The following is a 23460-nucleotide window of genomic DNA, read 5'->3' on the forward strand; positions in this document are numbered from 1 at the left end:
GGCGCGTCAGGCGCCGCTCGATCGGCACATTCAAGTGCCCCGTATCCCCCAAGGGTAGGTATTCGAACTCGACCATTCAATGCGCGTGATCCCGCGCCGAGGGCCTTTAGCGCGATCGGCCCCGCGCAGAGACGGGCCAGATGTGCAGCAGCGTATCGCCGCGAACGACATGATAGCTGTCGTAGAGATTGACCGTCGGATCGCAGTGGGGAACCGCAAGGCTGAGCCGTGCGCCGGTCTGCATCGTCGACGCCTCGTCCGGACCCAGGATCAGGCCATGCTCGTCACCCATGAATTGATAGGTCGCCCCCTTCGCCGCCCCCGTAATGATCGGCGGTTCACCCGCATCGGTCGCCATCGCCTTCATGCCGGCATCGACGGTGGCGATGCCGGGACCGTTTGCACTGACCACGGTCGTGTCGATGAACAAAGATGTTTCCGGCGGAGGCGAATTGCCGTCCGTCAGTTCGCAATCATTATATTCCCGGTCCATGAAGATGTAGGAGCCGGCCTGCAGCTCCGTCATCGTTCCGATCTCCAGATCGATACGGTGCGTACCGGTCCCCGATCCGGTGACAATTTCCGCCGCGAAGCCCGCCTGCCCTAGCGCGGTCAGGAATGTCTGCAGATAGGCGGTACGTTCGCGAATGGCCTGCCGCCGCTCGTCATAGGTTTCGATGTGCTGGTGGACGCCGCAATAGAATTGCACGCCGCGATAGCGAAGCGCGTTCTGCGCCGTGATGGCGCCGGCGAGTTCCAGCGCATCATCGACGCTGCGGACGCCGGTGCGGTGCATACCGGGGTCGATATCGATGAATGCGTCGAGGGTGGCCCCGGCACGCTTCATCGCCTGCCCCAACGCCCCCGCATTGTCCGGGTGGTCGATGACCACGCCCAGTCCCGGCACCTTCGCGGCGAGGCTGGCAAGGCGGGCCAGGCCGGGCGCGGTGACGACGGGCGAGGTGAGAAGAATATTCGTGATGCCGCCCTCGGCCAGCGCTTCCGCTTCTCCCAATTTCGTGCAGCAAATGCCGACGGCGCCGGCCTCGATCTGCCTGCGCGCAATATCGACGCTCTTGTGCGTTTTTGCATGCGGCCTCAGCGAAACGCCATATTGCTGCGCCAGTTGCGCCATGGCAGCAATGTTGCGGTCGAGCGTGTCCAGGTCGAGGACAAGGGCGGGCGTATTGATCTGGCGCCGGGATCCAGGATTTCCAATCAAATGCTCATGCAGGCGCAGATCGTCGTTCACGGCAAAATGGCTCCAATGTTCAATCAACGGGTGGGCGGGCAGACCAGGGGAGATCGTCAGGTCCGTCGTTGCATATCCATCCAAAAGGTCAACCCGGCGGCAAAGGTCTGATTCTGCAGATCGTCCAGAGCCGCGAAACCGCCATATAGCCGGTCGCCCTCATGTTTCAGATCCAACTGGACGCTATTGTCGTAGCGCGCCGTATCTGCGGCCTGAAATCGCTGCTCGATCGCGCCGGTCAGTCGCCTGTTTTCATATGCGGCGTCGGTAACGGCGACCTGCTGCCGATCGCCGATCCTGGCGGCAATGGCGCCTGCTTCATCGATGGCGAGAGACACGGGGACGGCATCACCCTCCGGTCGCGTGATCGTGCCGACCCACTCGCCGGCCAGATCCGCCGGAACAGGATTCTCTGCGCCGTCTTCTGCTGCCGGTTCTGTCGACGACTCCGGCTCCGCGCCCAGCAACTCGTCCAGCAATAATTCGACGATCTCGTTTCGCGGCTCGAAAACCCATGTGTTGCAGAGGACGACATAGGCAACGCCCTTCGACGGAACCATGACCATCTGCGTGGCGACGCCGGGCATGGATCCGCCATGCTGCACCGTCTCGAAACCCCGGCTGCGGCCAGTGCTGAAGCCGATGCCGTAACCAGACTCCTCGCCGGGGCGGGCGGTGTTGACGTGCATCCGGACCGCGTTGCGGCGGGTCAATATCGGCTGCTGTTCCGGTAGCGGCCCGTTCATGTGGAACGCGGCAAACCGGATCAGATCATGCGCGCTGCTGTAGAATTCCGAGGCCCCTGCATGGTCGGTGACATAATAGGGCAGCCGCTCATTCTGAGCAGAATAACGCACCGCCGCCTGTACGCCCGGCCCCGTCGGCCTGCCGAGAGAGGTGGCGCGCATGTCGAGCGGCGCGAACACGGCAGATTGCAGATAATCGCCCAATGACTGGCCCGACGCCCCCTCTATGACATCACCCAACAGCCCGAAGCCGAGGTTCGAATAGGTGAAAGCCTCGCCAGGACGGCTGATGATCTGCGCCCATTTCGCAATGGTCTCCGACTGAGGCGGGCGCTGATGGGGCGCCCCCTCGTAAAAGAACTGAACATGGAACGGCAGGCCGGACGTATGATTGGCGACGAGGCCGACGGTGGCATCGCTTGCGTCCCCAATTCGCGGGGGGATCTGGCCGGCCTGCAAATAGGTGTCGAGAGGGGCGGCGAGATCGACCTTACCCGCCTCGACCAGCGTCATCAGGGCGGTGGCCGTGATCGGTTTCGAAATCGAGGCAAGCGAATAGGATGTGTGCACCGTCGCCGGGATGCCAGCCTCCCGGTCGGCCATGCCGAACGCCTCCTCCCACTCTATCCTGCCGTCACGAAGGACAGCGATCGAAAGCGACTGAACGGTGCCGTCGGCAACGGCCTTTTGCGCGACCGCCCTTACCGTCTGGAATTTTGCGGCATCCTCCGCGCCTTCGCGGGCGAAACCCGGAACTGAAAGCGTGGTCGAGGCGAGTGCTGCCGCCGATGCGCCCGCCAGAAAATTACGCCTCGATTGATCCGTCGACATATCTGTCCCCCTGTTCGATGTTAGACGTTCGCCATACGATCACGACCAGTCCAGCAGGACCTTGCCCGCTTCACCGGACCGTGCGGCGTCGAACCCCTGCTGGAAGTCGGTTGCGCGGAAACGATGGGTGATAAGCGGCGACAAGTCGAGACCGGCGCGCAGCAGGCCGAGCATCTTGTCCCAGGTTCCGAACATTTCCCTGCCGTAAACGCCCTTCAGCGTGATCGCCTTCATGATGATGTCCGCCCAGTTGACGCTCATCGGCTGGCTGGGGATCCCCAGAAGCGCAAGATTGCCGCCCATTCGCAGCGACTCGATGGCCTGCGCCATGCCTGCATGGGTGCCCGACATTTCCAGCGCCACCGCCACACCGTCAGGCAACCCTGCCCGTGCCAGCACCTCCGCCAAATCCTCATGCAGGACATTCACGGGGCGCACATCCGCCAGTTTCGTCGCAAGGTCGAGGCGGTAAGGATTGACGTCGGTGATGAAGACGCTGCCCGCGCCCGCCCGGCGTGCGACCGCCGCCGCCATGATGCCAATAGGTCCGGCGCCAATTATAAGAACGTCTTCGCCCAGAAGGTCGAATTGCTGGGCCGTGTGAACCGCATTCCCGAGTGGGTCCAGCAAAGCCCCGAAATCGTCGCTGACATATTCCGGCAGCGGGACGACGTTGAACGCGGGAATGGCCAGGATCTCGGCAAAGGCGCCGGGGCGATTGACGCCCACACCCTTCGTCGCCGGGTCGAGGTGGAAACGGCCGGAACGCGCCGCCGCGGAATTCAGGTCGATAATGTGCCCCTCGCCAGAGACGCGCTGGCCGACATGCAGCGGACGTCCCACATTCTTTCCGATTTCCACGATCTGCCCGGCAAATTCATGCCCCACGACCATCGGAACGGGGATCGTCCGCGCGGCCCAATCGTCCCAATTATAGATATGGATATCGGTGCCGCATATCGCGGTGCGCGAAATGCGGATCAGCACATCGTCGGGGCCGCAGACGGGGATTTCCGCTTGTGCGCTCCACAGCCCCTCCTCGGCGTGCAGCTTTGCGAGGGAAAACATGGTGGGTGCCGCCTGGGTGCTGGCGCGCGGAATGATCGCTGCCGCCGTCACGATACGATCTCCAGCGCTTTGCCGATCTTGCGAAAGGCGGCGATGGCCGTGTCGACCTGTTCGGGCGAATGACCGGCGGACATTTGTGTGCGGATTCTCGCCTGCCCCTTCGGCACGACGGGATAGGAAAATCCGGTGACGAAAACCCCCTCCTGCAACAGAGCCGCCGCGAACGCCTGCGCGCGGGCGGCGTCGTGCACCATGACCGGGATGATCGGGTGCTGCCCCGGCAGCAGCGAAAACCCGGCCTGCTCCATCCCCCGCCTGAACCGATTTGCATTGGCGAAAAGGCGTTCCCTCAACGCATCGCCCTCCGCAGAGGTCGCGATGCCGATCGCCTGCAGCGCCGCGCCGCAGACCGATGGAGCGAGGGCATTGGAAAAGAGGTATGGACGCGCGCGCTGCCGCAGAAGCGAAACCACCTCTCGCCGTGCGGCAACGAAGCCGCCCATGGCGCCGCCCAGCGCCTTGCCGAAAGTCCCGGTCAATATATCGATACGCCCTTCAACGCCGCAAAAGGCTGCGGAGCCCCGCCCCTGTTCCCCCAGAAAGCCGGTGGCGTGGCAATCGTCCACCATGACGAGGGCATCATATTTCCCGGCCAAATCGGTGATCGCGGACAGATTTGCGATGGCGCCGTCCATGGAAAAGACACCGTCCGTTGCGATCAGGATCGTGCGCGCGCCGCCTTCCCTCGCTTGTCGAAGGTTCTGTTCCAGCTGGTCCATGTCGCCATTCGCGAACCGCAGGCGCCGCGCCTTGCAAAGCCGGACGCCGTCGATGATCGACGCGTGGTTCAGACTGTCGGAAATTATGGCATCGTCCTCACCCAGCAGAGGTTCGAAAACGGCGGCGTTGGCATCGAAGGCCGCCGCGAACAGGATTGCCTCTTCGAACCCGACATAGTCCGCGATAGCGGCTTCGAGTTCTTTATGGATTTCCTGGGTGCCGCAGATGAAGCGAACCGAAGCGAGACCAGCGCCCCAATGGCGGGTGGCGGCAATCGAAGCCTCTACGATGCGCGGGTCGGATGCCAGCCCAAGATAATTATTGCCGCACAGGTTGATCGCTTCGCGCGGATGGCCCGCAACCGACACCGTAGCGCCCTGCATCGAGGTAAGGACGCGCTCCGGCTTCCACAGCCCAGCGTTCTCAATATCGGAAAGTTCGTCGGCAATGCGTTGATAGAAATGCGCTGGCACGGGTCCATCCTCCATATTTTCGGATGGAATACGATATGCAGGAACCTATGTCCAGTATAATGGAATATTCGCTAAAACAGATTCACCAATATGGCCTCTGCATGCTCCGCGGTCCGATTTTCTATGCAATGCGGGATGTCGGCGGCGTAACGCGCGGTCGACCCCTGCGGCACTTCCGTGCGCTCTTGCACCGCCTCGATGGTCAGGGTGCCCTTCAGAACGGTCAGATGCTCCATGCTGCCACGCGCATGTGGCTCCGACCTCAACACGCCGCCGGGCGCGACGTGAAGCTGATACCATTCCACCGAGCCCACGCGATCGGCGGGGCTGAGCACCTTCAACACACACAGACCATCATCGCTGCGCATTTCCGGAGTAAGCGACGGCGCCGCGACGTCGATCTTTCGCGGACCCTTCGCGTTCGGAACCTGCAGCAGTTCGGAAATGTCCATGTGGAGCGCATCGGCAAGAGCCCATACGGTAGCGACGGTGGGGTTCGCCTGACCGCGTTCGATCTGCGACAGCATGGACCGGGACACGCCGGACATTTGCGAAAGCGTGTCGAGCGTCAGGCGGCGTTCCTTGCGCAGCTTCTGCAAACGGGGGCCGAGGGGCGGGCGTACATCGTCAGCCATGAAACCCATTATCCCGCCCGTAATACAACCCGCCGATGCCCGCCATCCGTCAATCCCGCCTCAAAAACCGAAGTCCGTCAGGGGTGCCGGAGAACAGCATCTTTCCGGGGCCTGACGCCCTCTTCACGCCAAGTCTAATAGCAGCGACCCATTTTGGACAGAGCGGCGCCGGACGGCCGTTTCCCGCAGCCACGCCCCAAGCGCCCCGATATCGCTAAGCGCCCGGATAGGGTGTGTCCTTCAGGATGCGTGCCAGATGGGCGGCATTGCCGGCGACCATTCCCGCCGTCTCGTCGACCTTCTCCGGCGGTTTGGAGAAATCCTTGAAATCCTTCGATTGCATTGCCTCGCCGACCCAATAGCAGGCGGCTGCCGCTGGTATGGTCCAGCCGGTATCGTTCAGTGCCTGGAAGAGATCAGCCGATATGCTGTGTGCCCCATCCTCGTTTCCGACGATGGCGGCGACGGCAACCTTGGAATAGCTTGGCATGCGCCCCTCCTCGTCCGTTTCGCCCAGAAAGGCATCCATTCGCTCAAGCGCGCGCTTCGCGATGCTGGACATCTGGCCGAGCCAGATCGGCGTTCCAAAGATCAATATGTCGTGCGCCAGGATCTTCTCGCGGATTGCGGGCCAGGCATCGCCCTGCCCCTCGTCAGAGGTCACGCCGGGCTTGATATCGTGATCTGCCAGCCGGATCGTTTCCGAAAATTCGACCTCGTGACCGGCAAATTTTTCTTTCAGCAGCTGAATCATGAGATCCGTCGAAGACCCCTCCTCACCTGTCGGCTTCAGCGTTGCGTTGAGGGCGATGGCAGTCAGCTTGCTCATGGAAATTTCCTTGTAGCATTAGGATGATAGGCGTCTGTCATTAACGCGGTCCGATAATGGCGGTTCCGAATGGCTTCCGACGCTGAAACTCGCTCTCCACAGGCGATCGCCATGCGGACCCCGGCGGGCAGTGCAGCCAGGCGCAGGAGTGGGGGGCCAAAAGACGCACCCCCCAAATTCGTCCGATCATACCGTTGCGGAATCTTAACTTCAGCTTTATGTCGCACTGCACAAATGAGCGCGACTCGGAACCCTCTCGCCTGGCTGGCCATACCTCTGCTGTTCGCACTGGCGAATTGCAGCGAGTCGCCGCCGCCGCCGCCCGCCGCACCGGTGGTCAGCGTATCCGAACCCCTGCAACGCGATGTTCGCGACTGGGACGAATATATCGGCCGCTTCGAAGCCATTGACGATGTCGAGGTAAAGCCACGCATATCCGGACAGATCGAAGAAATTTTCGTGAACGACGGTCAGGATGTTGCCAAGGGCGACCCCTTGTTCAGCATCGATGCGAGGCCGTTCCGTGCCGCGCTGGCGGAGGCGAATGCCAGCCTGGCCAGCGCCGAGGCGTCGCGTGCCAATGCACAAACCGAACTTGAGCGGGCGGAATCCCTGCAAGCGGTCGAAGCCATCAGTGCAGAAGAACTGGAGCAGAAGCAGACCGCGGTCCGTACCGCCGCCGCCGCCGTGGAAGGCGCGCGCGCCAACGTAGCGACGCAGCGCCTGAACGTCTCTTTCACCACTGTCCGCGCGCCGATCGCGGGCCGGGTGTCGGCCCGCAGGATCAGCCCCGGGGATTATGTCACGGAGGGGCAGACCGTCCTGACCCGCCTGGTTTCCATAAACCCGATCTGGTTCGCGTTCGACGGTGCGGAAAGCTTCTATCTGAAATATATCCGCCAGGACCGGGAAGGGCAGCGCTCCTCCTCCCGCTATGCCGCCAATCCGGTGGAGATCAGCCTGGCGGACGAAAACGACTATAGCTGGCGCGGTCGCATGGACTTCGTCGATAATGCCATAGACCCTCAATCGGGTACGATCCGCGCGCATGCCGTGGTGCAGAATCCCGATGGCTTTCTGACGCCGGGGATGTTCGGGCGCGCGCGCCTGCTGGGCTCGGGCGTATACGAGGCCCTGCTGGTGCCTGATGAAGCGATCGTCACCGACCAGGACAGGAAACTGGCCTATGTCGTCAATCGCGAGAACAAGGTTGCGCCCCGCCCTGTGGAAACCGGGCCGATGGTGGAGGGATTGCGCGTCGTTCGCGAGGGGCTGGCCCCGACCGACAGGGTTATATTGGACGGCCTGACGCGGGTGCAGCCAGGCATGGAAGTGCAGCCAAAGCCGGTGAAGCTCCGCCCGAGGGCAGAAAATGACGCACCCGCCGCCCGGTCCGCATCCCCCGAAACGCCGGACGCTGCCGCCCCCACAGGCTCCGCCCCCACGGAGGCCGCCACGGATTCAGCGTCCTCCGCAGACGAATAGGCACCGGCGGATGCGACTGCCGCACTTCTTTATCGATCGGCCGATCTTCGCCGCCGTTCTGTCCATCCTGATCGTCCTGGTCGGCATTATCGCCTATCCCAGCCTGCCGGTATCGCAATATCCGGAGATTGCCCCCCCTACCGTCGTCGTCACCGCGACTTATCCGGGCGCCACGGCGGAAACGCTGGCCGAAACGGTCGCGGCACCGTTGGAGGAGGCGATCAACGGCGTCGAGGACATGATCTATCTGCAGTCGTCCTCAACGGGCGACGGCAATATCAGCATCACCGTCACCTTTGCGCAGGGCACCGATGTCGACCAGGCGCAGGTGCTGGTCCAGAACCGCATTTCATCCGCCGAACCCCGATTGCCGACGGAAGTGCGCACCATCGGCGTTACGGTGCGCAAAAATTCGCCCGACCTGATGATGGTCGTCGCGCTGTATTCCCCCGATGATTCCCTGTCGCGAGAATATATCGCCAATTATGCGACACTGCAGGTCATCGACCGACTGCTGAGGATCAACGGTGTCGGCGGCGTGCGGGCCATTGGCGGGCGCGATTACAATATGCGGGTATGGATCGACCCCGGCCTCGCGGCAGCGCGCAACCTGACCACGGATGAGATTATCGGCGCAATCCGCGGCCAGAACGCACAGGTTGCCGCCGGCGCCGTCGGACAACCGCCGTTCAACACGGGCGGAACGGCATTCCAGCTGGGTATTCAGACCGAAGGGCGACTGACAACCACCGACCAGTTCGGCGCCATTATCGTGAAGCGTGGCGAGGATGGAGCGCTGACCCGCCTGCGGGACGTCGCCCGCATCGAGCTGGGCGCGCAGGATTATGGCACCAATGCCTATATGGACGACACGGCCACGACCGCGCTGGCCATTACACAATTACCGGGATCGAACGCGCTGACCACGGCCGAAGCCGTTGAGGCGGAGATCGAACGTGCCTCTGCCGATTTTCCCGCCGGGCTCGACTATTCCATCCGCTATAACCCAACGGAATATATCGACGAGTCCATCAAGGCGGTCGAACATACGCTGATCGAAGCCATCGTGCTGGTATCGCTGGTGGTATTGCTGTTCCTGCAAAGCTGGCGCGCCGCGATCATTCCCGTCGTCGCGATCCCGGTGTCCCTGATCGGGTCGTTCGGCATGATGGCGGCGTTCGGTTTCTCGCTGAACAACCTGTCTCTGTTCGGCCTCGTCCTCGCCATCGGCATCGTCGTCGACGACGCCATCGTCGTGGTCGAGAATATCGAACGCCTGATGGAGGAAAAGGGCCTGAGCCCGCGCGAGGCCGCGCATGAAACGATGGACGAGGTTTCCGGCGCCCTGATCGCGATCGCGCTGGTTCTGTGCGGGGTGTTCATTCCGACTGCCTTCATCCCCGGCATTTCCGGGCAATTCTATCAGCAATTCGCCCTGACCATCGTCAGTGCGACCGCCATTTCCGCCTTCGTATCGCTGACCCTTTCACCCGCCATGGCCGCCCTGATCCTGAAGCCCAGGGTTCACGACGCGCCCTCCGCCGGGTGGCGCGGCTATCCAAAGCGGCTCGCCAACGGGTTCAACCGCGGCTTCGAACGACTGTCCGGCAAATATGGCCGCCTGACGGCCCGGGTCGTGCGCAGCCTGCTTGTCGTGTGCATCGCCTATGTCGCGCTGATCGGCCTGACGGGCTGGCGCTTCAACGAGACGCCGACAGGCTTTATCCCGGCGCAGGACCAGGGCTTCCTGATCGGCGTCGTGCAATTACCGCCGGGATCCGCCCTCGACCGCACGGACGAGGTGCTGCGCCAGGCGGCGGCGATCGCGCGCGACAATCCCAATGTCACGGGCAATATGGCCTTTGCCGGGTTCGACGGCGCAACCTTCACCAATGCGTCCAATGCCGGCGCCATCTTCATCATTCTGGACGAATTTGGCGAACGCGCCTCCTCCGGCGAGGTCGCGCAGGAACTGCGCCAGGCATTTGGACAGATCACGGCCGGAAATATTCTCGTTGTCGAACCACCGCCCGTGCGGGGCATCGGCACCGGCGGCGGCTACAAGATGGTCATAGAGGATCGCGCCGGCCAGGGGTATCGCGCGCTGGAGGCAGTGACCATGCAAATGATGGCAGCGGCCAATCAGGACCCCGGGCTGACCTCTGTCTTTTCCACGTTCAACACGCGGACGCCGCGTCTGACGGCCGATGTGGACCGGGAGCGGGCGGAGCAGATCGGCGTTCCGGTGGAAAATGTCTTTTCGACGCTGGGAACCTATCTGGGGTCGACCTATGTCAATGATTTCAACTATCTGGGTCGTACATATCGGGTAACGGCACAGGCCGACGCGCCGTATCGGGACGACCGCGAGGATATAACGCAGCTGAGGACACGCTCCGCCGCCGGAGAAATGGTTCCCCTGGGCGCCGTTCTCAGCATACGCGATGACAGCGGGCCTTACCGGGTGGTTCGCTATAATCTTTATCCGTCGGCAGAACTTCAGGGCGAGACGGTGGCTGGCTATTCCAGCGGCCAGTCGCTGGACAGGATGGAGGCCCTGGCGGATCAGATCTTGCCGCAAGGGTTCGCCCATGAATGGACGGAACTCGCCTATCAGCAGAAACAGGCCGGAGACACGGGGATCTTCGTGTTCGGCCTGGCAGTGCTCTTTGTGTTCCTGCTGCTTGCGGCGCAATATGAAAGCCTCGTCCTGCCGCTGGCGGTGATCCTGATCGTGCCGATGTGCCTGCTGGCCGCGATTGTCGGCGTGGGGCTGATGGGACTGGACAATAATATCCTGACGCAGATCGGCCTCGTCGTGCTGATTGGGCTGGCGGCGAAGAATGCCATTCTGATCGTCGAGTTCGCCCGCCAGGCGGAAGCGGAAGGTCTTTCGATCCGCAAGGCGGCGGAACGTGCGGCGGCACAACGCCTGCGTCCGATCCTGATGACGTCCATCGCGTTCATCCTGGGCGTGCTGCCCCTGGTAATCGGCACCGGCCCCGGCGCCGAAATGCGTCAGGCGCTGGGCGTCGCGGTGTTTTTCGGCATGATCGGTGTGACCCTGTTCGGGCTGCTGTTCACGCCGGCATTCTATGTCATCAGCCGGAAACTGGGCGACCGGACCGTCCAGATGGTGCGTCGATCGAGGCCGGCAGCCGAGCAGAAACCCACCGCCAAGGGGGCGCCTGCAGAATGACCAGAGCGGCCATTTCCTCCCTGATCATCGGGACGCTGACGCTGGGCGGCTGTGCCGTCGGCCCGCGTTACGAAGCGCCCGACCTGCCGCCGCCTGCTGCCGAGGCGTTCGTCGAAAACAGTGTCGGCACGACGCGCGATGCCGCCGCGGAGGACTGGTGGCGGCTTTACGACGATCCGGTGCTGGACCGGCTGGTGCAGGAGGCGCTGCAACATAATACGGATCTGCGCGTCGCCCTTGCCAATGTAGCGGAGGCGCGGGCGGCGCTGTCGGAGGCTGCAAATGGCCGACTGCCGACGACTGAGGTCAATTCCAGCTATAACAGACGGCGCATTGCAGGGGGTGCTGGCGCGCTCGGCGCCGGTGGCGGTGCTGTTGGCGGTGGCGGCGTCGGGGGCGGGCAGCTGGGCGGCGGCGGCGAAGCCTTCGAACTCGACCTCTTCTCGCTCGGTTTCGATGCGTCCTACGAAGTTGATTTGTTCGGGCGCGTATCGGCGACCATCGACGCAGCACGCGCCAACAGGGATGCCGCCATTGCCGCCTTCGAGGCGGCGCAGGTGATGGTGACCGCCGATACCACGCTGGCTTATGCGCGCCTGTGCGGCGCTGCCGTCCAGCAGGATGCGGCGCGCGAAACCGCCGAATTGCAACAACGCACATTGGATCTGACGCAAAGGCTGGTCACGGGCGGGCGCGGCACACGGGCGGATACGGACCGCGCACGCGTTCTGCTGGAGCAGGCACGCGCGCAAATTCCCGCATTCGAAGGCGAACGCCGCGCGTCGCTATATGCGCTTTCCGCCCTTACCGGGCGCACGCCGCAGGAGGCGGACCGCGCCGCCGCAGCCTGCCGCAGCCTGCCGGACCTGACGACGCCCATCCCCGTTGGGGACGGCGCCGCCCTGCTGGCCCGCAGGCCGGATGTCAGACAGGCCGAACGGGCGCTGGCATCGACCGCGGCGCAGGTCGGGATCGTCACCGCCGATCTCTATCCGCGCATCTCCCTTCTGGGATCGGCGTCCCTGGTGTCAACGACCGTGGATGGGCTTGGCGATGACGACGCGTTCGGCTTTTCGCTCGGCCCGCTTATTTCCTGGAGCTTCCCCAATATGGGTGCCGTGCGCGCGCGCATCCGGCAGGCGGACGCGCGCGCCGACGCTGCCCTGGCCGATTTCGACGGCACGGTCCTGACCGCTCTTACGGAAACGGAGCAGGCGCTCGCTCGCTATTCAGCCAGCCTGGAGCGGCGTGACCGGCTTGCCGACGCCGCAGCGGCAGGTGAGCGCGCCGCCGAATTGACGCGTCTGCGATACGATGCCGGGGCGGACAGCCTTTTTCTGCTGGTCGATGCGGAACGCACCGCTGCCGAAGTACGGGCGCAGCTGGCCGCCGCAAAAGGCGATGTCGTCGAGGCGCAGGTCGCGCTGTTCCGCGCCCTGGGCGGCGGTTGGCAGAATGCCGGGACGCCCGTTCAACGCGATATATCCGCCGACGCCAACCCCTGAGGGGTTTGGATTCCGGTCGGCCCGGCTGCAATCTGTGCAGGGCTGGATAGGGATAAATGCATCCCCGGCAGGGGGCGTGTGCGCCCGCGCCCCTTCCTAGATCGCCGCAAACAAAAAAGGGGCGGCAGCGATTGTAGCTACCGCCCCTTTCTGATCGATGCCGTTCCTTAGAAGGTCACACCCAGGCTGACGGCATAAGAGCGACCGCGGTCAAAGGTGTTGCGATCGATCCGCGAACCGTTGAATTCCTGGAACTCTTCGTAATCCTCGTTGAGGAGGTTACGCGCTTCCAGCTTGAGCTCCGCCTCGATGCCGCCGAGGTCGAGACCCTGGCGAATGACGACGTCCAGCTGCACGCCGGGTTCTTCCTTGAACGGAATGGCCGCAGTACCACCGCCAGCGGTCGCACCGATGAAACGGCTGGTAACCCGCTCCGACGCATAGCTGAGCAGGATCGTCTGCTGTGAAAGCGTGTCGCTATCCTCCAGACCAAGCTGCAGATTGACGATATGATCCGACTGACCCGTCAGCGGCTCGCCATCGGTGAACAGCGTATCCGCCGCGACAAGGCGGCCTTCATTGTTCAGCACCTGCTCGTCGCCAACCACGATCTCGGACTTGGTATAGGTGTAGTTCGCGATAAGGACCAAATCGCGCGAGAGGGAGAAGTCCGAGTCGCCGAGCCAATCCGCCAGGGCAAACCGCTTCGTCAATTCCGCCTCGGCTCCGTACAGCTCCGCAGACGGAGCATTGGCGAAGGTCGTGAAGAACGCCTCGCCCTGTACGAAGGCGACAGCCTCGATCGGGTTATCGAGATTCTTGTAGAACCCGGCAAGGCTGATGTTCTCGTTGCGGCCGATATACGATTCCAGCCGCGCCTCGGCATTGGTCAGCTCAGAATCCTGCAGGAACTGGTTACCGATGAAGGTGCGGTTGGATTCGATATCGAGGAATTGCTGCGGCGCCATTTCGCGGAACTGAGGACGCGCGATCGTCCGCGACCCCGCTACACGGAACTGCATGTCCTCAGCAAAATTCCAGGTCAACGTACCCGCGGGCAGGAAATAATCATTGTCCAGACGCGTGTTGACCAGGCTTGCGTCACCGCCAGTGCCTACGCCGCCGAATATGTCGAAGGTATTGATGGACTGGCTAGCATCTTCGTAGCGAACCCCCAACGTACCGCGGACATAATCGATTGGCTCGGCCTCGATCTGAGCATAGCCGGCATGAATTTCGAGGCCGGCATCATACTCGATTACCTCGCCGCCGGCTGCCTGTTCCCGCAGGGTCAGATCATATTGCCGAACGACGAAATCGGAGATCAGATAGTCTGGTCGCGCCTGGGTGACAGACGAGGGCAGCGCCTGATCCGAGCGATAGACGAATGCACGACGAAGACTGTTACGGCTGGTGTCCGTATATGCGTACCCGGCGCTGACCGTAAGATCGAAATCGACGGGGGCGTTGTAAGCCAGGTCGATCGCACCCGCATAGAGATTCTCTTCAAGCTCCGAGAACGCAACATTGGCACTTTGCCCGTTCGTCCGAAGATTATTGACGAAGTCACCGACTTCCTCATTGAACTCATAGCTGAAGCTGCGCTCGTACGGGCTGTCGCGTGTCGTATTTGCATAGCTGGCGCGAACGTCGGCACTCAAATCACCAAAGGTAAATTCGCCGACCAGCTGCGTATCGATCAGCTGCCGCTCAAACCAGGTCGTGCGCTGCCGAAGCAGGCGATTGTCGCCGACCGTCGCGGAAAAGCCGCTATCAAGCCGTGCCTCTTTCAGAGTGTCCCGGATAAACAGATTCGTCCAGCGGATCTTCTGTTCGCCAAACTCATATCCAAACCCAAGCAAGCCATTGACGACAATGCGGTTCTGGGTGGCAAGAAAGTCGAAATCGCTGTTCGGCTGCAGCGTGTCGTCGCCGGAAAGACCGTTGGTAAACTGCTGAATACCACCGCGTGTCTGCCAGCTATTGTCCCAGCCGACATTCGCGATCACACCCAGACGATCGTCGCCGATGTCGATCCCGGTACCGGCAGTCACATCGATCGATCCGTTGATCGGAATGTCATCGTTACGCTGCACGATGCTGGTCGACGCATTGTTCAGGCTGGCGGTGATTCCCTTCAGCTGATCCAGGGTAAACTCCGCGCCGCGGTTGACGCCGCCCACTACGTCGAACGCATTTCTCAATACGTCAGGTATATCGCGCGATCCGTCATCGAAGCCGGTGAAGTCCGTGTCCGATCCAAAATAGGTATAGCCCAGTTCGCCGGTCGTTTCGGAATTGCCGCCGATGCCGCCACCGATGCTGAGGAAGGATTCTTCGGGAACGGCGAGCGTCGTCAGGTTGATAACACCGCCGCCAAATTCACCCGGATAAGCTACCGAATAGCTCTTTTGCACGACCGACGAAGCGATCACGCTGGTCGGGAAAATATCCAGCGGCACGACGCGGCGCTGAGGTTCCGGGCTAGGCAAAGGCGAACCGTTGAGAAGGGCGAGCGAATAGCGGTCGCCGAGACCACGTACATAGACGAAGCGGCCGCCAACCAGGCTGAGGCCGGTCACGCGCTGGAGTGCGGAGGCGATGTCGCCGTCACCCGAACGCGCAATGGCTTCTGAATCGAGAACGCTCAGCACTTCGGAGGATGCCCGGACAGGTGCCGGAATATAGCGGCCCTGAACGACGATCACGTCATCATCCGAACTGCTTGCTCCTGGCCCGGAAATATCGACGCCGTCTGCGACGCGTTCCGCGTCTCGCTCGGCACCGGGCGTTACGGTGTCGATCGTTTCTGCCTGTTCCTGCTCCGTCATATCCGAAGAGGACGAGGAGGGTGCGGGGGGCGTGGTGGTTGCCGGCTGCGTTTGTGCAAAGGCGGCGCCGCCGAGAAATGGAAAGGCGAGCGCGCTAGATAGCAGCAGCAGGCTGGTCTTGGATGACATGAATGACATGGCGGGGCGTCCCTTGAACTTTAGCAGAAAGGGCGGCGGCTCCCCGATGGTCGCCGCCGCCCGTATTGGTACCCGGATCAGCGACTAGCTGGCGGGAACGATCGTCTGCGGACGCGTCTCGCAGGACAGGCTGTTGCCGAGGCCGCAAGCCCAACCGTCGAACCACAGATCGTCCTCGTCGCGGACGGCGCCGATGTAGCTCGTGGAGACGAGGAAGTCGTCCAGCGTGGAAGCGTCGAATGCAGTGACGGCGCTTTCGTTCGCACCGTTGACGACACCCGAGGTCCCGCCAAGCGTGCTTTCGAAGGAGCCGTCATTATTGTCGCCGCCGTTGGTGAAGAGGGCGAGATCGTCGATGTCGTCATCATCACCCGAGGCAACGGTATCGCAATCGATGACAACCGATTCGAACACTGGCGGTCCGTTCTCGTCATTGCCTTCGTCCGCCGCTGCCGCCGTCTGCACACCGTCGACATCGATACACGTCGTACCGGCTTCCGGAGCGTCGATGACACCGTTGACCAGCGTGTAATCGCCGCCGCCGCGCAGCGTGATTGCCGTGCCGTCGTTCACGAGGAATGTGAAGTTGGCAAGGATGAAATCCTGACGCGGAAGACGGTTTTCATTGCCGTCGGAGTCCGCTTCCCAGGCGCGATCGCCATTACCACCGTCCGTGCCGGCGCCATCACGCTGCGTGACCAGCACGAACTGATTGGCGCCCTTATAGCCCGAGTCACTGTCGATCGAGTCATCGTCATTGCCGGTCAGCACCAGATAACGACCATTGACCGTGCCGCCGAACCATTCGATGCCGTCGTCCGAGTTGTTGTGGACTTGGACGTGATCGAACGTCGTGCCGCTGCCGACGCCGCCCAAGGTGATGCCGTTCAGCTCATTGCCCTCAGAAATTTCGAAGCCAGCGTAGCGGACCGACAGATACTGGATGGAACCCGAGGAGTCGTTCGGAAGATCGCCACCGAAGAACGCCCCCGAGGTACCCTCGACAGCGCCGGTGCAGTCTGCCGTACCGCCGGTACCGGCCGAGCAGTCGGAGAATGGTGCGCGCCCCAGAATGACAACACCGCCCCACTGACCGATGGAATTGGCAGTCGCCGTTCCTTCGATATTCTGACGGCTCGTCATGACGACGGGGGCGTCGGCGGTGCCTTCTACGCGAAGCTGCGAACCGCGGTTGACGAGAAGGAAATCAGCGCCGTTCGATCCGAAGAGGACCACGCCTGGATCGATGCTGAGCGTCGCCTGCCGCGAGCCAGCTGCTGGCGAGTCGGTCGGACCGACGTCGGTGCCAACCTGAACACGGCCGGAAAGTGAATAAACGACGCCAGGCAGAGCCTCGAGACGCAGATCGTCGTCGAGCACGCCGCGCAGCTGACAAACGCGTGCGTCGTCGCTGTCGGTTTCCGTGCCGTAGGTGAGGATCTCACTGGTACGCGTCGTACCCGTGGGGCAATCGTCAGCCGGTCCGCCGGTCGGCGTTGGCGTCGGAGTTGGCGTCGGAGTTGGCGTTGGCGCCGGTGCGGGCGACGGAGCCGGTACGACAATTACGCCATCACCGGGAGATGCGACATCGTCTGCACCGCAGCTGGCAAGCGCGATCGCCGAACCGAGTAAAAGAATTGAGCGCATGTAGGACATTTAAGTACCCCTTTAGGTCATCTGATGAGACTAATTCGCAGCCTGGCTGGCTCGTCCGGCCTATCGGCTTGCGGCGCTGGCTAGGGGCACACGATGATGCTTATGTGACAATTTCCAAGAAAAAGTTTTGTGTCAGATTTACTACAAAAATAAGCATTTTTAGTGACTTATGCCTGGAACGGAACGCGGGTTTTAACTTCCACCACCACAGCAATGCCTTAGGTGCCTAGAAGGCACACGCCCTTGCTGTGGCGTATTTCGAAGCCGCCGCAGCATCCTGCGGTTTTGGGCAAAGCGCCGCAGGGGCTTTGCCCGCACAGAACTGCATCCGTCCCTGACGCGCATCAAACGGGCCTACCCGCGGCGAAATGCCCAATGTGACGCATGTGACCGAAAAACGTCGCAAAACCGTCATCGCACGCGCCTAGGTCCAGCATCATTCCAAAGCGGTTCTGTCAAAAGGGGGATGCCGGTGGCGTCTGGCTCCGTAAAAATGCCGATACGCAATCTGCCGCCTGTGGTTTGGGCGCAAATGGCAGTCATCGTCCTGCTGGCGCTAGCCGCAGCGCGGCTGATCTGGTCCGTTCTGGTTCCCATTGGTCCGGTCGGCACGATCAGCGCGGCCGATATCGCCGTTCAGGATGTGCCCGAGTTCGCAGGGCTGGACCCTCTGTTCGGCTTTCTGGCGGGGGGCGGCGACGTCGTGGTCAGCACGGCGGGCCTCGACCTGTTCGGCCTTCGCATGGACCGCGCCAGCGGACGCGGCAGCGCCATCCTGGGCAATGACGACGTACCGCAGCAAAGTTTCGACGTCGGAGAGGAGATCGTCGAGGGCATCACGCTGGAGGAAGTACGCTTCGATCACATCATTCTTTCGAATCGCGGTGTGCGGGAAGCATTGTACCTAGACCAGTCGGCACCGGCGACGCCCGTCGGTGGAGCCGCGCAAGAGGAGGAGGGCGAATGACCCGCCTGTTTCGTACGGTCCTCCTTGCATCTGCGCTCGCTCTTTCGACGCCCGGCGCGGCACAGCAATATCTGAACCTGCGCGATGCGGATATTCGCGCCTTTATCGAAGATGCCAGCAGCGTGACCGGGCGCACCATGGTCATCGACCCCGCGGTCGAGGGCAAGGTGTCGATCGTCAGCGAACGTCCCCTGAACCGCGCGCAATATTTCGAAGTCTTTCTGGAAACGCTGCGCGCGAACGGCCTTGTTGCCATTCCGATTTCCAACGGAGGACTGCGAATCGCACCGGCAGCGGATGCCGCGCGCCAGCCCTCAACCGGCGGCGGCGGTCGATTCGTTACCCGGGTCATCCCGTTGCAGTCGGTAACCGCCGCGCAGGCGCTGGAGGCTGTCGCGCCGCTGGTCAGCGGCAACGGCCAGGCCACCGCCAGCGGGGGCGGCAATGCCATCGTCGTCGCCGATTACGAGGACAATCTCGCCCGGATTCGCGGCGTCCTTTCAGAGATCGATCGGGACCGCGCCACAATGCGGCTGATCGGCCTGGAAAATGCGGGCGCGCGGGAAATCGCCGCCGCCATCACAACGCTGAACCAGGGCGCGGCACCGCTGTCCATCGTTCCGGTGGACAGTTCAAATTCCGTCGTGCTGCGCGGCGATCCGTCAAAGGTCGCGGAAATGGCCACCATCGTGGCGCAACTCGATTCCCGCGCGGCATTGGGCGCCGACGTCCGGGTGCATTATCTGGAGCATGCCGACGCCGCCTATCTGTTGCCGGTGCTGCAGCAAATCGCCGGACAGCGCACCAGCGTGTCGTCGGCAGCCCCCGTACAGACGCAGCCTCGTGCCGCCGGGGCAGAAGAGACGAATGAGGGCGGGGGCGCCGAAACGGCTGCCCCCGCACCCGCCGCGGGCCCCGGCGCAAGTGGAACGCCCGGACGAGCCGTGATCGCCCGCTACGAGGGCGCCAACGCGCTGATCATTTCCGCCCCGCCCGACCTGCAACGCACCCTGGGGGAAGTAATCCGCCAGCTCGACACGCGCCGGGAACAGGTGCTGGTCGAAGCCCTGATCCTGGAGGTTTCCGATACCGCCGCGCGGGAACTGGGCGTACAGTTCCTGCTGGCCGGAACGGACGGGGCAACGCCGTTCGCATCGACGAACTATTCCAATCAGGTCGTGAACCCCCTCGTTCTCGGCGGCGCCATCGCGGCGGAGGAACTGACCAACGATGCCACCGTCAGCGTCGATGGCGAGGTGATCACCCGCTCCGGGTCGACCGCGCTGCGGGACGAGTTGCAGGGGGCTGCGGCACAACAGTTGCTCGCCACGCGCGGCGGCCTGTTCGGTCTGGGTGGACAGGTCGGGGAATTCGTTTTCGGTGCCATATTGAACGCCGTGAAGGCAGACACCGCGTCTAACGTACTATCCACCCCGTCCATCATGATGCTGGACAATCAGCAGGGGCGCATCCTGGTGGGTCAGGAAATTCCGATCACGACGGGCGAGGCGCTGTCCGACAATTTCGACAATGCGTTTCGCACCGTCGAGCGCCAGAATGTCGGCATCCAGCTGGAGGTGACGCCCCAGATCAACGCAGGCGGTGCGATCAAGCTGTTCATGCGGCAAGAGGTTTCGTCCATCGCTGGCCCCGTCACGAACAACAGCGCGGACCTGATCCTCAACACGCGCGAGATCGAGACCGTCATCACCGTCGACGATGGCGACATCGTCGCTCTCGGCGGTCTGCTGGACGAAAACGAACGCCGCACGATCGAGAAAATCCCGCTGCTGGGCGATATTCCCATATTGGGCGAACTTTTTACCAGCAGGTCGCGCTCTAAGCAGAAAACCAATTTGATGGTCTTCATCCGTCCGCGCATCCTGAAGGATCGCGACGACGCGCAGGCGGTGGCAGCGCAGCGCTATGACTATCTGCGCTCTGCACAGATCGCCCGCGATCCGGAGATCGAGCCGTCGCTGGACCGGGTGTTGCGGACCTATCTGAACACATTGCCGCCGGGCAGCGTACCAGCCGATGCCAGCGGCCAGGTGGCAAGCTATGCCGTCGACGTCGCCGCCTTCGCCGAGGTGGACGATGCCAACCGCTTTGCACGCAAGATGGAGCGGTTCGGTCCGGTCGCAGTGATCAGCCGCGCGGGCACGAACGTCGTCCGCCTGGGTCCGGTCGACAGACTGGCCGACGCAGAAGCGCTGACGACGCGTCTGGGCGCAGCGGGTTTCGACCGGGCTGTAGTGATCGACCTTTCTTCGGACGGGGGGAACTGAGCATGGTTGAGCGTGATATTTCGCCGAAGGACACGACCCCTGGTCCGGTAGCCCCCCTGCCCTACGCCTTTGCGAAGCGGCACAGCGTTCTGATTCTGGACGGCGCGGCGCCGGAAGTCATGGTTGCCCTGCGTGACGATGCCGATCCGGCGGTTCTGACAGAGGTCCGGCGCCACGCCGGGCGGGCCATCGCGGTCAGGTTCCTGCCGACGAAGGAATTCGAGGCAAGGCTGGGGGAGACCTATGGATCGGGCGGTATCGATTCGGGTGTCATGTCCGGTGAATTGGAGGGGGCCGCCGACCTTGGCGCCCTGTCCGACGGGATTCCCGATGCCGCCGATCTTCTCGATACCAATGACGATGCCCCCGTCATTCGCCTGATCAACGGCATTCTTGCCGAAGCGATCCGGCGCGGCGCCAGCGACATTCATGTCGAACCGTTCGAAACTGCGCTGGTCGTCAGACTGCGCGTGGATGGCGTTCTGACCGAAGCATTGCGATTGCCGGCAAAGGTCGCCCCACTCGTCACAAGTCGCATCAAGGTGATGGCACGTCTGGATATTGCCGAAAGGCGCATACCGCAGGATGGGCGCATCGGCCTGACGCTTGGCGGGCGCCAGCTGGACGTTCGCGTGTCTACCCTGCCCGCACGCGGCGGCGAACGCGTCGTCATGCGTATTCTCGACAAGGAACAGGCGGAACTCGGCCTCGGCGACCTCGGCCTGCCGTCCGATCTGCTGGCGCATTTTGCCGAAGCGATTACGGAGCCGAACGGCATCATCCTCGTGACCGGCCCGACCGGTTCCGGCAAGACCACGACGCTTTATTCCGGCCTGCGCATGCTGAACGATGGCCAGCGCAATATCCTGACCGTGGAAGACCCGGTGGAATATGCCGTCGACGGCATCGGCCAGACCCAAGTCAACACAAAGGTGGGCATGAGCTTTGCCGCCGGACTGCGCGCCATCCTGCGGCAGGATCCCGACGTCGTCATGGTCGGCGAGATTCGCGACCACGAGACGGCGGAAATTGCCGTCCAGGCGTCCCTGACAGGGCACCTCGTGCTGTCGACGGTCCACACCAATGACGCCGTCGGCGCCATTACGCGACTGCGCGATCTGGGCGTAGAGCCATTCCTTCTCGCATCTTCGTTACGGCTGGTAATGGCACAGCGGCTGGTTCGCGCGCTTTGCCAGACCTGCGCGCAGCCGCATTCGGCCAGCGCAGCAGAGGCGGCCCCGCTCGGCCTCGACACGGAGACGACCATCTATGTCGCGAAGGGCTGCAATCAGTGCGGCGGCAGCGGCTTTCGCGGGCGCGTCGGCATTTTCGAGATGATCCGCGTTGACCAATCCCTGCGCGATCTGATGCTTGCGGGCGCTGATGAAGGTGTCATTGCGCGCCATGTCTTTTCCCGAATGCCGAACCTGTCATCCTCTGCCCGGCGGCTTGTCATGGAAGGCCGCACCACCGTCGCGGAGGCCGTCAGAATCCTTCGGAAGGATTCGACGACGGAGCCTGAAAATGCGCCGGTTGGCGCATAGGGCCGGGCAATGCCGACCTATCAGTATCTTGCCATCGACACCGGCGGGCGGGAGCGCAAGGGCGCCTTAACTGCGGGTGCGGAAGACGCGGCGCGGGAGCTTTTGCGGGCCAAGGGCCTGCTGCCGGTGCGGCTGTCCGTATCGGACCGCGCGACGGTCGCCGAAACCGGTCCGGCGCGCGCGCCGCTTTTCGAAAGGAAGCTGTCCACGAAGCAACTGACCCTGTTTACCCGGCAATTATCCACGCTGATCGCGGTATCCCCGCTGGAGGAATCGCTAAGGTCGATTTCGCAGCAGTCGGAAAAGGAACATGTACGTCGCATTACCGCCAACGTGCATGCCGGCGTCGTCGAAGGGCGCAGGCTGGGCGTCGCACTGGGCGCGGAGGCGAAGAGCTTTCCGCCGCTTTACCGCGCAATGGTGGCGGCAGGCGAAGGCTCCGGCGCGATGGCAGAGGTGCTGACCCGCCTCGCCGACCTGCTGGAACGACAGGCAGAGGTGCGGAGCAAGATCGTGACCGCGCTCGTCTATCCGATCATGCTGGCGCTGGTCGCGCTGCTGATCGTCACGGGCCTGATGGTGTTCGTCATTCCAAAGGTCGTCGAACAATTCGACAATATGGGTCAGGAACTGCCGCTGCTGACGCGGATCACGATCGGTACGTCGGATGCGATGGTGGCATATGGACCGTTCCTGCTGATCGCGATCGTCATCGGCGTCGCGGTTTTCATCCGGGCGATGGCAAATGATGGATTTCGTCTGCGATTCGATCGTTCGCTGCTGAACGTACCGCTGATCGGCCGCCTAATCCGCGAGGTGAATGCAGCCCGCCTGGCGCGTACGCTGTCGACGGTCGTTTCGAACGGCATGCCGCTTCTCGACGGACTGGCAGTTACCGCGCGTACGATCCACAATCGTGCCGTACGGGCAGCCTGCCTTTCCATCGTGGAGCGGGTTAACGAGGGCGGCAGCCTGTCGGCGGCGATGCGGGCCACGGGCCTGTTCCCGCCCCTGCTGGTGCACATGGCGACGTCCGGCGAACAATCCGGTCAGCTGGACATCATGCTGTCGCGCGCAGCCGACTATATGGAGCGGGAATTCGATGCCTTCACATCGGGCGCGCTCTCCCTTCTGGAACCTGCCATCATCGTTGTCATGGGCGGGATGGTGGCGATGATCGTCCTGTCCATTCTGCTGCCCATCATGCAACTCAACACGCTAGCCATAGGATAG

The 23460-nt window shown here is 62.7% G+C and carries 15 protein-coding genes; 7 read left to right on the top strand and 8 right to left on the bottom strand.

Features of this window, described 5'->3' with window-relative positions; genetic code table 11:
* Positions 1-106: 106 nt before the first annotated feature.
* The 6 genes from ACSMXM_RS07805 to ACSMXM_RS07830 all read right to left on the bottom strand — a co-directional run bounded on the left by ACSMXM_RS07805 (position 107) and on the right by ACSMXM_RS07830 (position 6614).
* A complete protein-coding gene (locus ACSMXM_RS07805) occupies positions 107-1252 on the bottom strand; it encodes a DSD1 family PLP-dependent enzyme (RefSeq protein WP_460315298.1) in 1146 nt (381 codons plus the stop codon).
* A gap of 56 nt (positions 1253-1308) precedes the next feature.
* Positions 1309-2829, bottom strand: coding sequence for a serine hydrolase domain-containing protein (locus ACSMXM_RS07810; protein WP_460315299.1), 1521 nt, complete (start codon positions 2827-2829; stop codon positions 1309-1311).
* Positions 2830-2868: 39 nt separating this feature from the next.
* Complete coding sequence (gene tdh / locus ACSMXM_RS07815; RefSeq protein WP_460315301.1) at positions 2869-3948, bottom strand: L-threonine 3-dehydrogenase; 1080 nt, start codon at positions 3946-3948, stop codon at positions 2869-2871.
* On the bottom strand, positions 3945-5150 hold the full coding sequence (locus ACSMXM_RS07820) for a glycine C-acetyltransferase (protein ID WP_460315302.1): 1206 nt from the start codon (positions 5148-5150) through the stop codon (positions 3945-3947). Before ACSMXM_RS07820 ends, tdh begins: the two co-directional genes overlap by 4 nt.
* A gap of 71 nt (positions 5151-5221) precedes the next feature.
* The gene (locus ACSMXM_RS07825) at positions 5222-5785 is read right to left on the bottom strand and encodes a helix-turn-helix domain-containing protein (RefSeq protein WP_460315303.1); all 564 of its coding nucleotides are present in this window, start codon (positions 5783-5785) and stop codon (positions 5222-5224) included.
* A gap of 214 nt (positions 5786-5999) precedes the next feature.
* Positions 6000-6614, bottom strand: a complete 615-nt coding sequence (locus tag ACSMXM_RS07830; RefSeq protein ID WP_460315304.1) for a flavodoxin family protein — start codon at positions 6612-6614, stop codon at positions 6000-6002.
* A gap of 234 nt (positions 6615-6848) precedes the next feature.
* On the opposite strand from ACSMXM_RS07830, the gene ACSMXM_RS07835 reads away from it, so the two are divergent.
* The 3 genes from ACSMXM_RS07835 to ACSMXM_RS07845 are packed head-to-tail and all read left to right on the top strand — an operon-like array spanning position 6849 to position 12803.
* On the top strand, positions 6849-8099 hold the full coding sequence (locus ACSMXM_RS07835; protein WP_460315305.1) for an efflux RND transporter periplasmic adaptor subunit: 1251 nt from the start codon (positions 6849-6851) through the stop codon (positions 8097-8099).
* Positions 8100-8109: 10 nt separating this feature from the next.
* Positions 8110-11298 carry an efflux RND transporter permease subunit gene (locus tag ACSMXM_RS07840; RefSeq protein ID WP_460315307.1) on the top strand — a complete coding sequence of 1063 codons (3189 nt, stop codon included), beginning with the start codon at positions 8110-8112 and terminating at the stop codon, positions 11296-11298.
* The gene (locus tag ACSMXM_RS07845; RefSeq protein ID WP_460315308.1) at positions 11295-12803 is read left to right on the top strand and encodes an efflux transporter outer membrane subunit; all 1509 of its coding nucleotides are present in this window, start codon (positions 11295-11297) and stop codon (positions 12801-12803) included. Before ACSMXM_RS07840 ends, ACSMXM_RS07845 begins: the two co-directional genes overlap by 4 nt.
* Before the next feature lie 167 nt (positions 12804-12970).
* On the opposite strand, the gene ACSMXM_RS07850 is transcribed toward ACSMXM_RS07845, so the two are convergent.
* Both ACSMXM_RS07850 and ACSMXM_RS07855 read right to left on the bottom strand, forming a co-directional pair.
* On the bottom strand, positions 12971-15772 hold the full coding sequence (locus ACSMXM_RS07850; protein ID WP_460315309.1) for a TonB-dependent receptor domain-containing protein: 2802 nt from the start codon (positions 15770-15772) through the stop codon (positions 12971-12973).
* An 84-nt stretch (positions 15773-15856) separates the two neighbouring features.
* A complete protein-coding gene (locus ACSMXM_RS07855) occupies positions 15857-17428 on the bottom strand; it encodes a hypothetical protein (protein WP_460315310.1) in 1572 nt (523 codons plus the stop codon).
* A 472-nt stretch (positions 17429-17900) separates the two neighbouring features.
* Between ACSMXM_RS07855 and ACSMXM_RS07860 the strand changes: the two genes are divergently transcribed.
* The 4 genes from ACSMXM_RS07860 to gspF are packed head-to-tail and all read left to right on the top strand — an operon-like array spanning position 17901 to position 23460.
* Positions 17901-18395: a type II secretion system protein N gene (locus ACSMXM_RS07860; protein WP_460315311.1), complete on the top strand. Its 495-nt coding sequence runs from the start codon at positions 17901-17903 to the stop codon at positions 18393-18395.
* Positions 18392-20683 (top strand): type II secretion system secretin GspD, encoded by a 2292-nt coding sequence (gspD, locus tag ACSMXM_RS07865; RefSeq protein WP_460315312.1) that lies wholly within the window; start codon positions 18392-18394, stop codon positions 20681-20683. Before ACSMXM_RS07860 ends, gspD begins: the two co-directional genes overlap by 4 nt.
* Before the next feature lie 2 nt (positions 20684-20685).
* Positions 20686-22227 carry a type II secretion system ATPase GspE gene (gene gspE, locus ACSMXM_RS07870; RefSeq protein ID WP_460315313.1) on the top strand — a complete coding sequence of 514 codons (1542 nt, stop codon included), beginning with the start codon at positions 20686-20688 and terminating at the stop codon, positions 22225-22227.
* A gap of 9 nt (positions 22228-22236) precedes the next feature.
* Positions 22237-23460: a type II secretion system inner membrane protein GspF gene (gspF, locus tag ACSMXM_RS07875; protein WP_460315314.1), complete on the top strand. Its 1224-nt coding sequence runs from the start codon at positions 22237-22239 to the stop codon at positions 23458-23460.

This window comes from Pacificimonas sp. ICDLI1SI03 (genome assembly GCF_054740865.1).

Bases quoted from the DNA above. Each gene is read 5' to 3' on its own strand.
- ACSMXM_RS07835 (WP_460315305.1), top strand. From the start codon at position 6,849: ATGAGCGCGACTCGGAACCCTCTCGCCTGGCTGGCCATACCTCTGCTG.
- ACSMXM_RS07825 (WP_460315303.1), bottom strand. From the start codon at position 5,785: ATGGCTGACGATGTACGCCCGCCCCTCGGCCCCCGTTTGCAGAAGCTG.
- ACSMXM_RS07830 (WP_460315304.1), bottom strand. From the start codon at position 6,614: ATGAGCAAGCTGACTGCCATCGCCCTCAACGCAACGCTGAAGCCGACA.
- gspF (WP_460315314.1), top strand. From the start codon at position 22,237: ATGCCGACCTATCAGTATCTTGCCATCGACACCGGCGGGCGGGAGCGC.
- ACSMXM_RS07845 (WP_460315308.1), top strand. From the start codon at position 11,295: ATGACCAGAGCGGCCATTTCCTCCCTGATCATCGGGACGCTGACGCTG.
- ACSMXM_RS07840 (WP_460315307.1), top strand. From the start codon at position 8,110: ATGCGACTGCCGCACTTCTTTATCGATCGGCCGATCTTCGCCGCCGTT.
- ACSMXM_RS07855 (WP_460315310.1), bottom strand. From the start codon at position 17,428: ATGTCCTACATGCGCTCAATTCTTTTACTCGGTTCGGCGATCGCGCTT.
- ACSMXM_RS07850 (WP_460315309.1), bottom strand. From the start codon at position 15,772: ATGTCATTCATGTCATCCAAGACCAGCCTGCTGCTGCTATCTAGCGCG.
- gspE (WP_460315313.1), top strand. From the start codon at position 20,686: ATGGTTGAGCGTGATATTTCGCCGAAGGACACGACCCCTGGTCCGGTA.
- ACSMXM_RS07810 (WP_460315299.1), bottom strand. From the start codon at position 2,829: ATGTCGACGGATCAATCGAGGCGTAATTTTCTGGCGGGCGCATCGGCG.
- gspD (WP_460315312.1), top strand. From the start codon at position 18,392: ATGACCCGCCTGTTTCGTACGGTCCTCCTTGCATCTGCGCTCGCTCTT.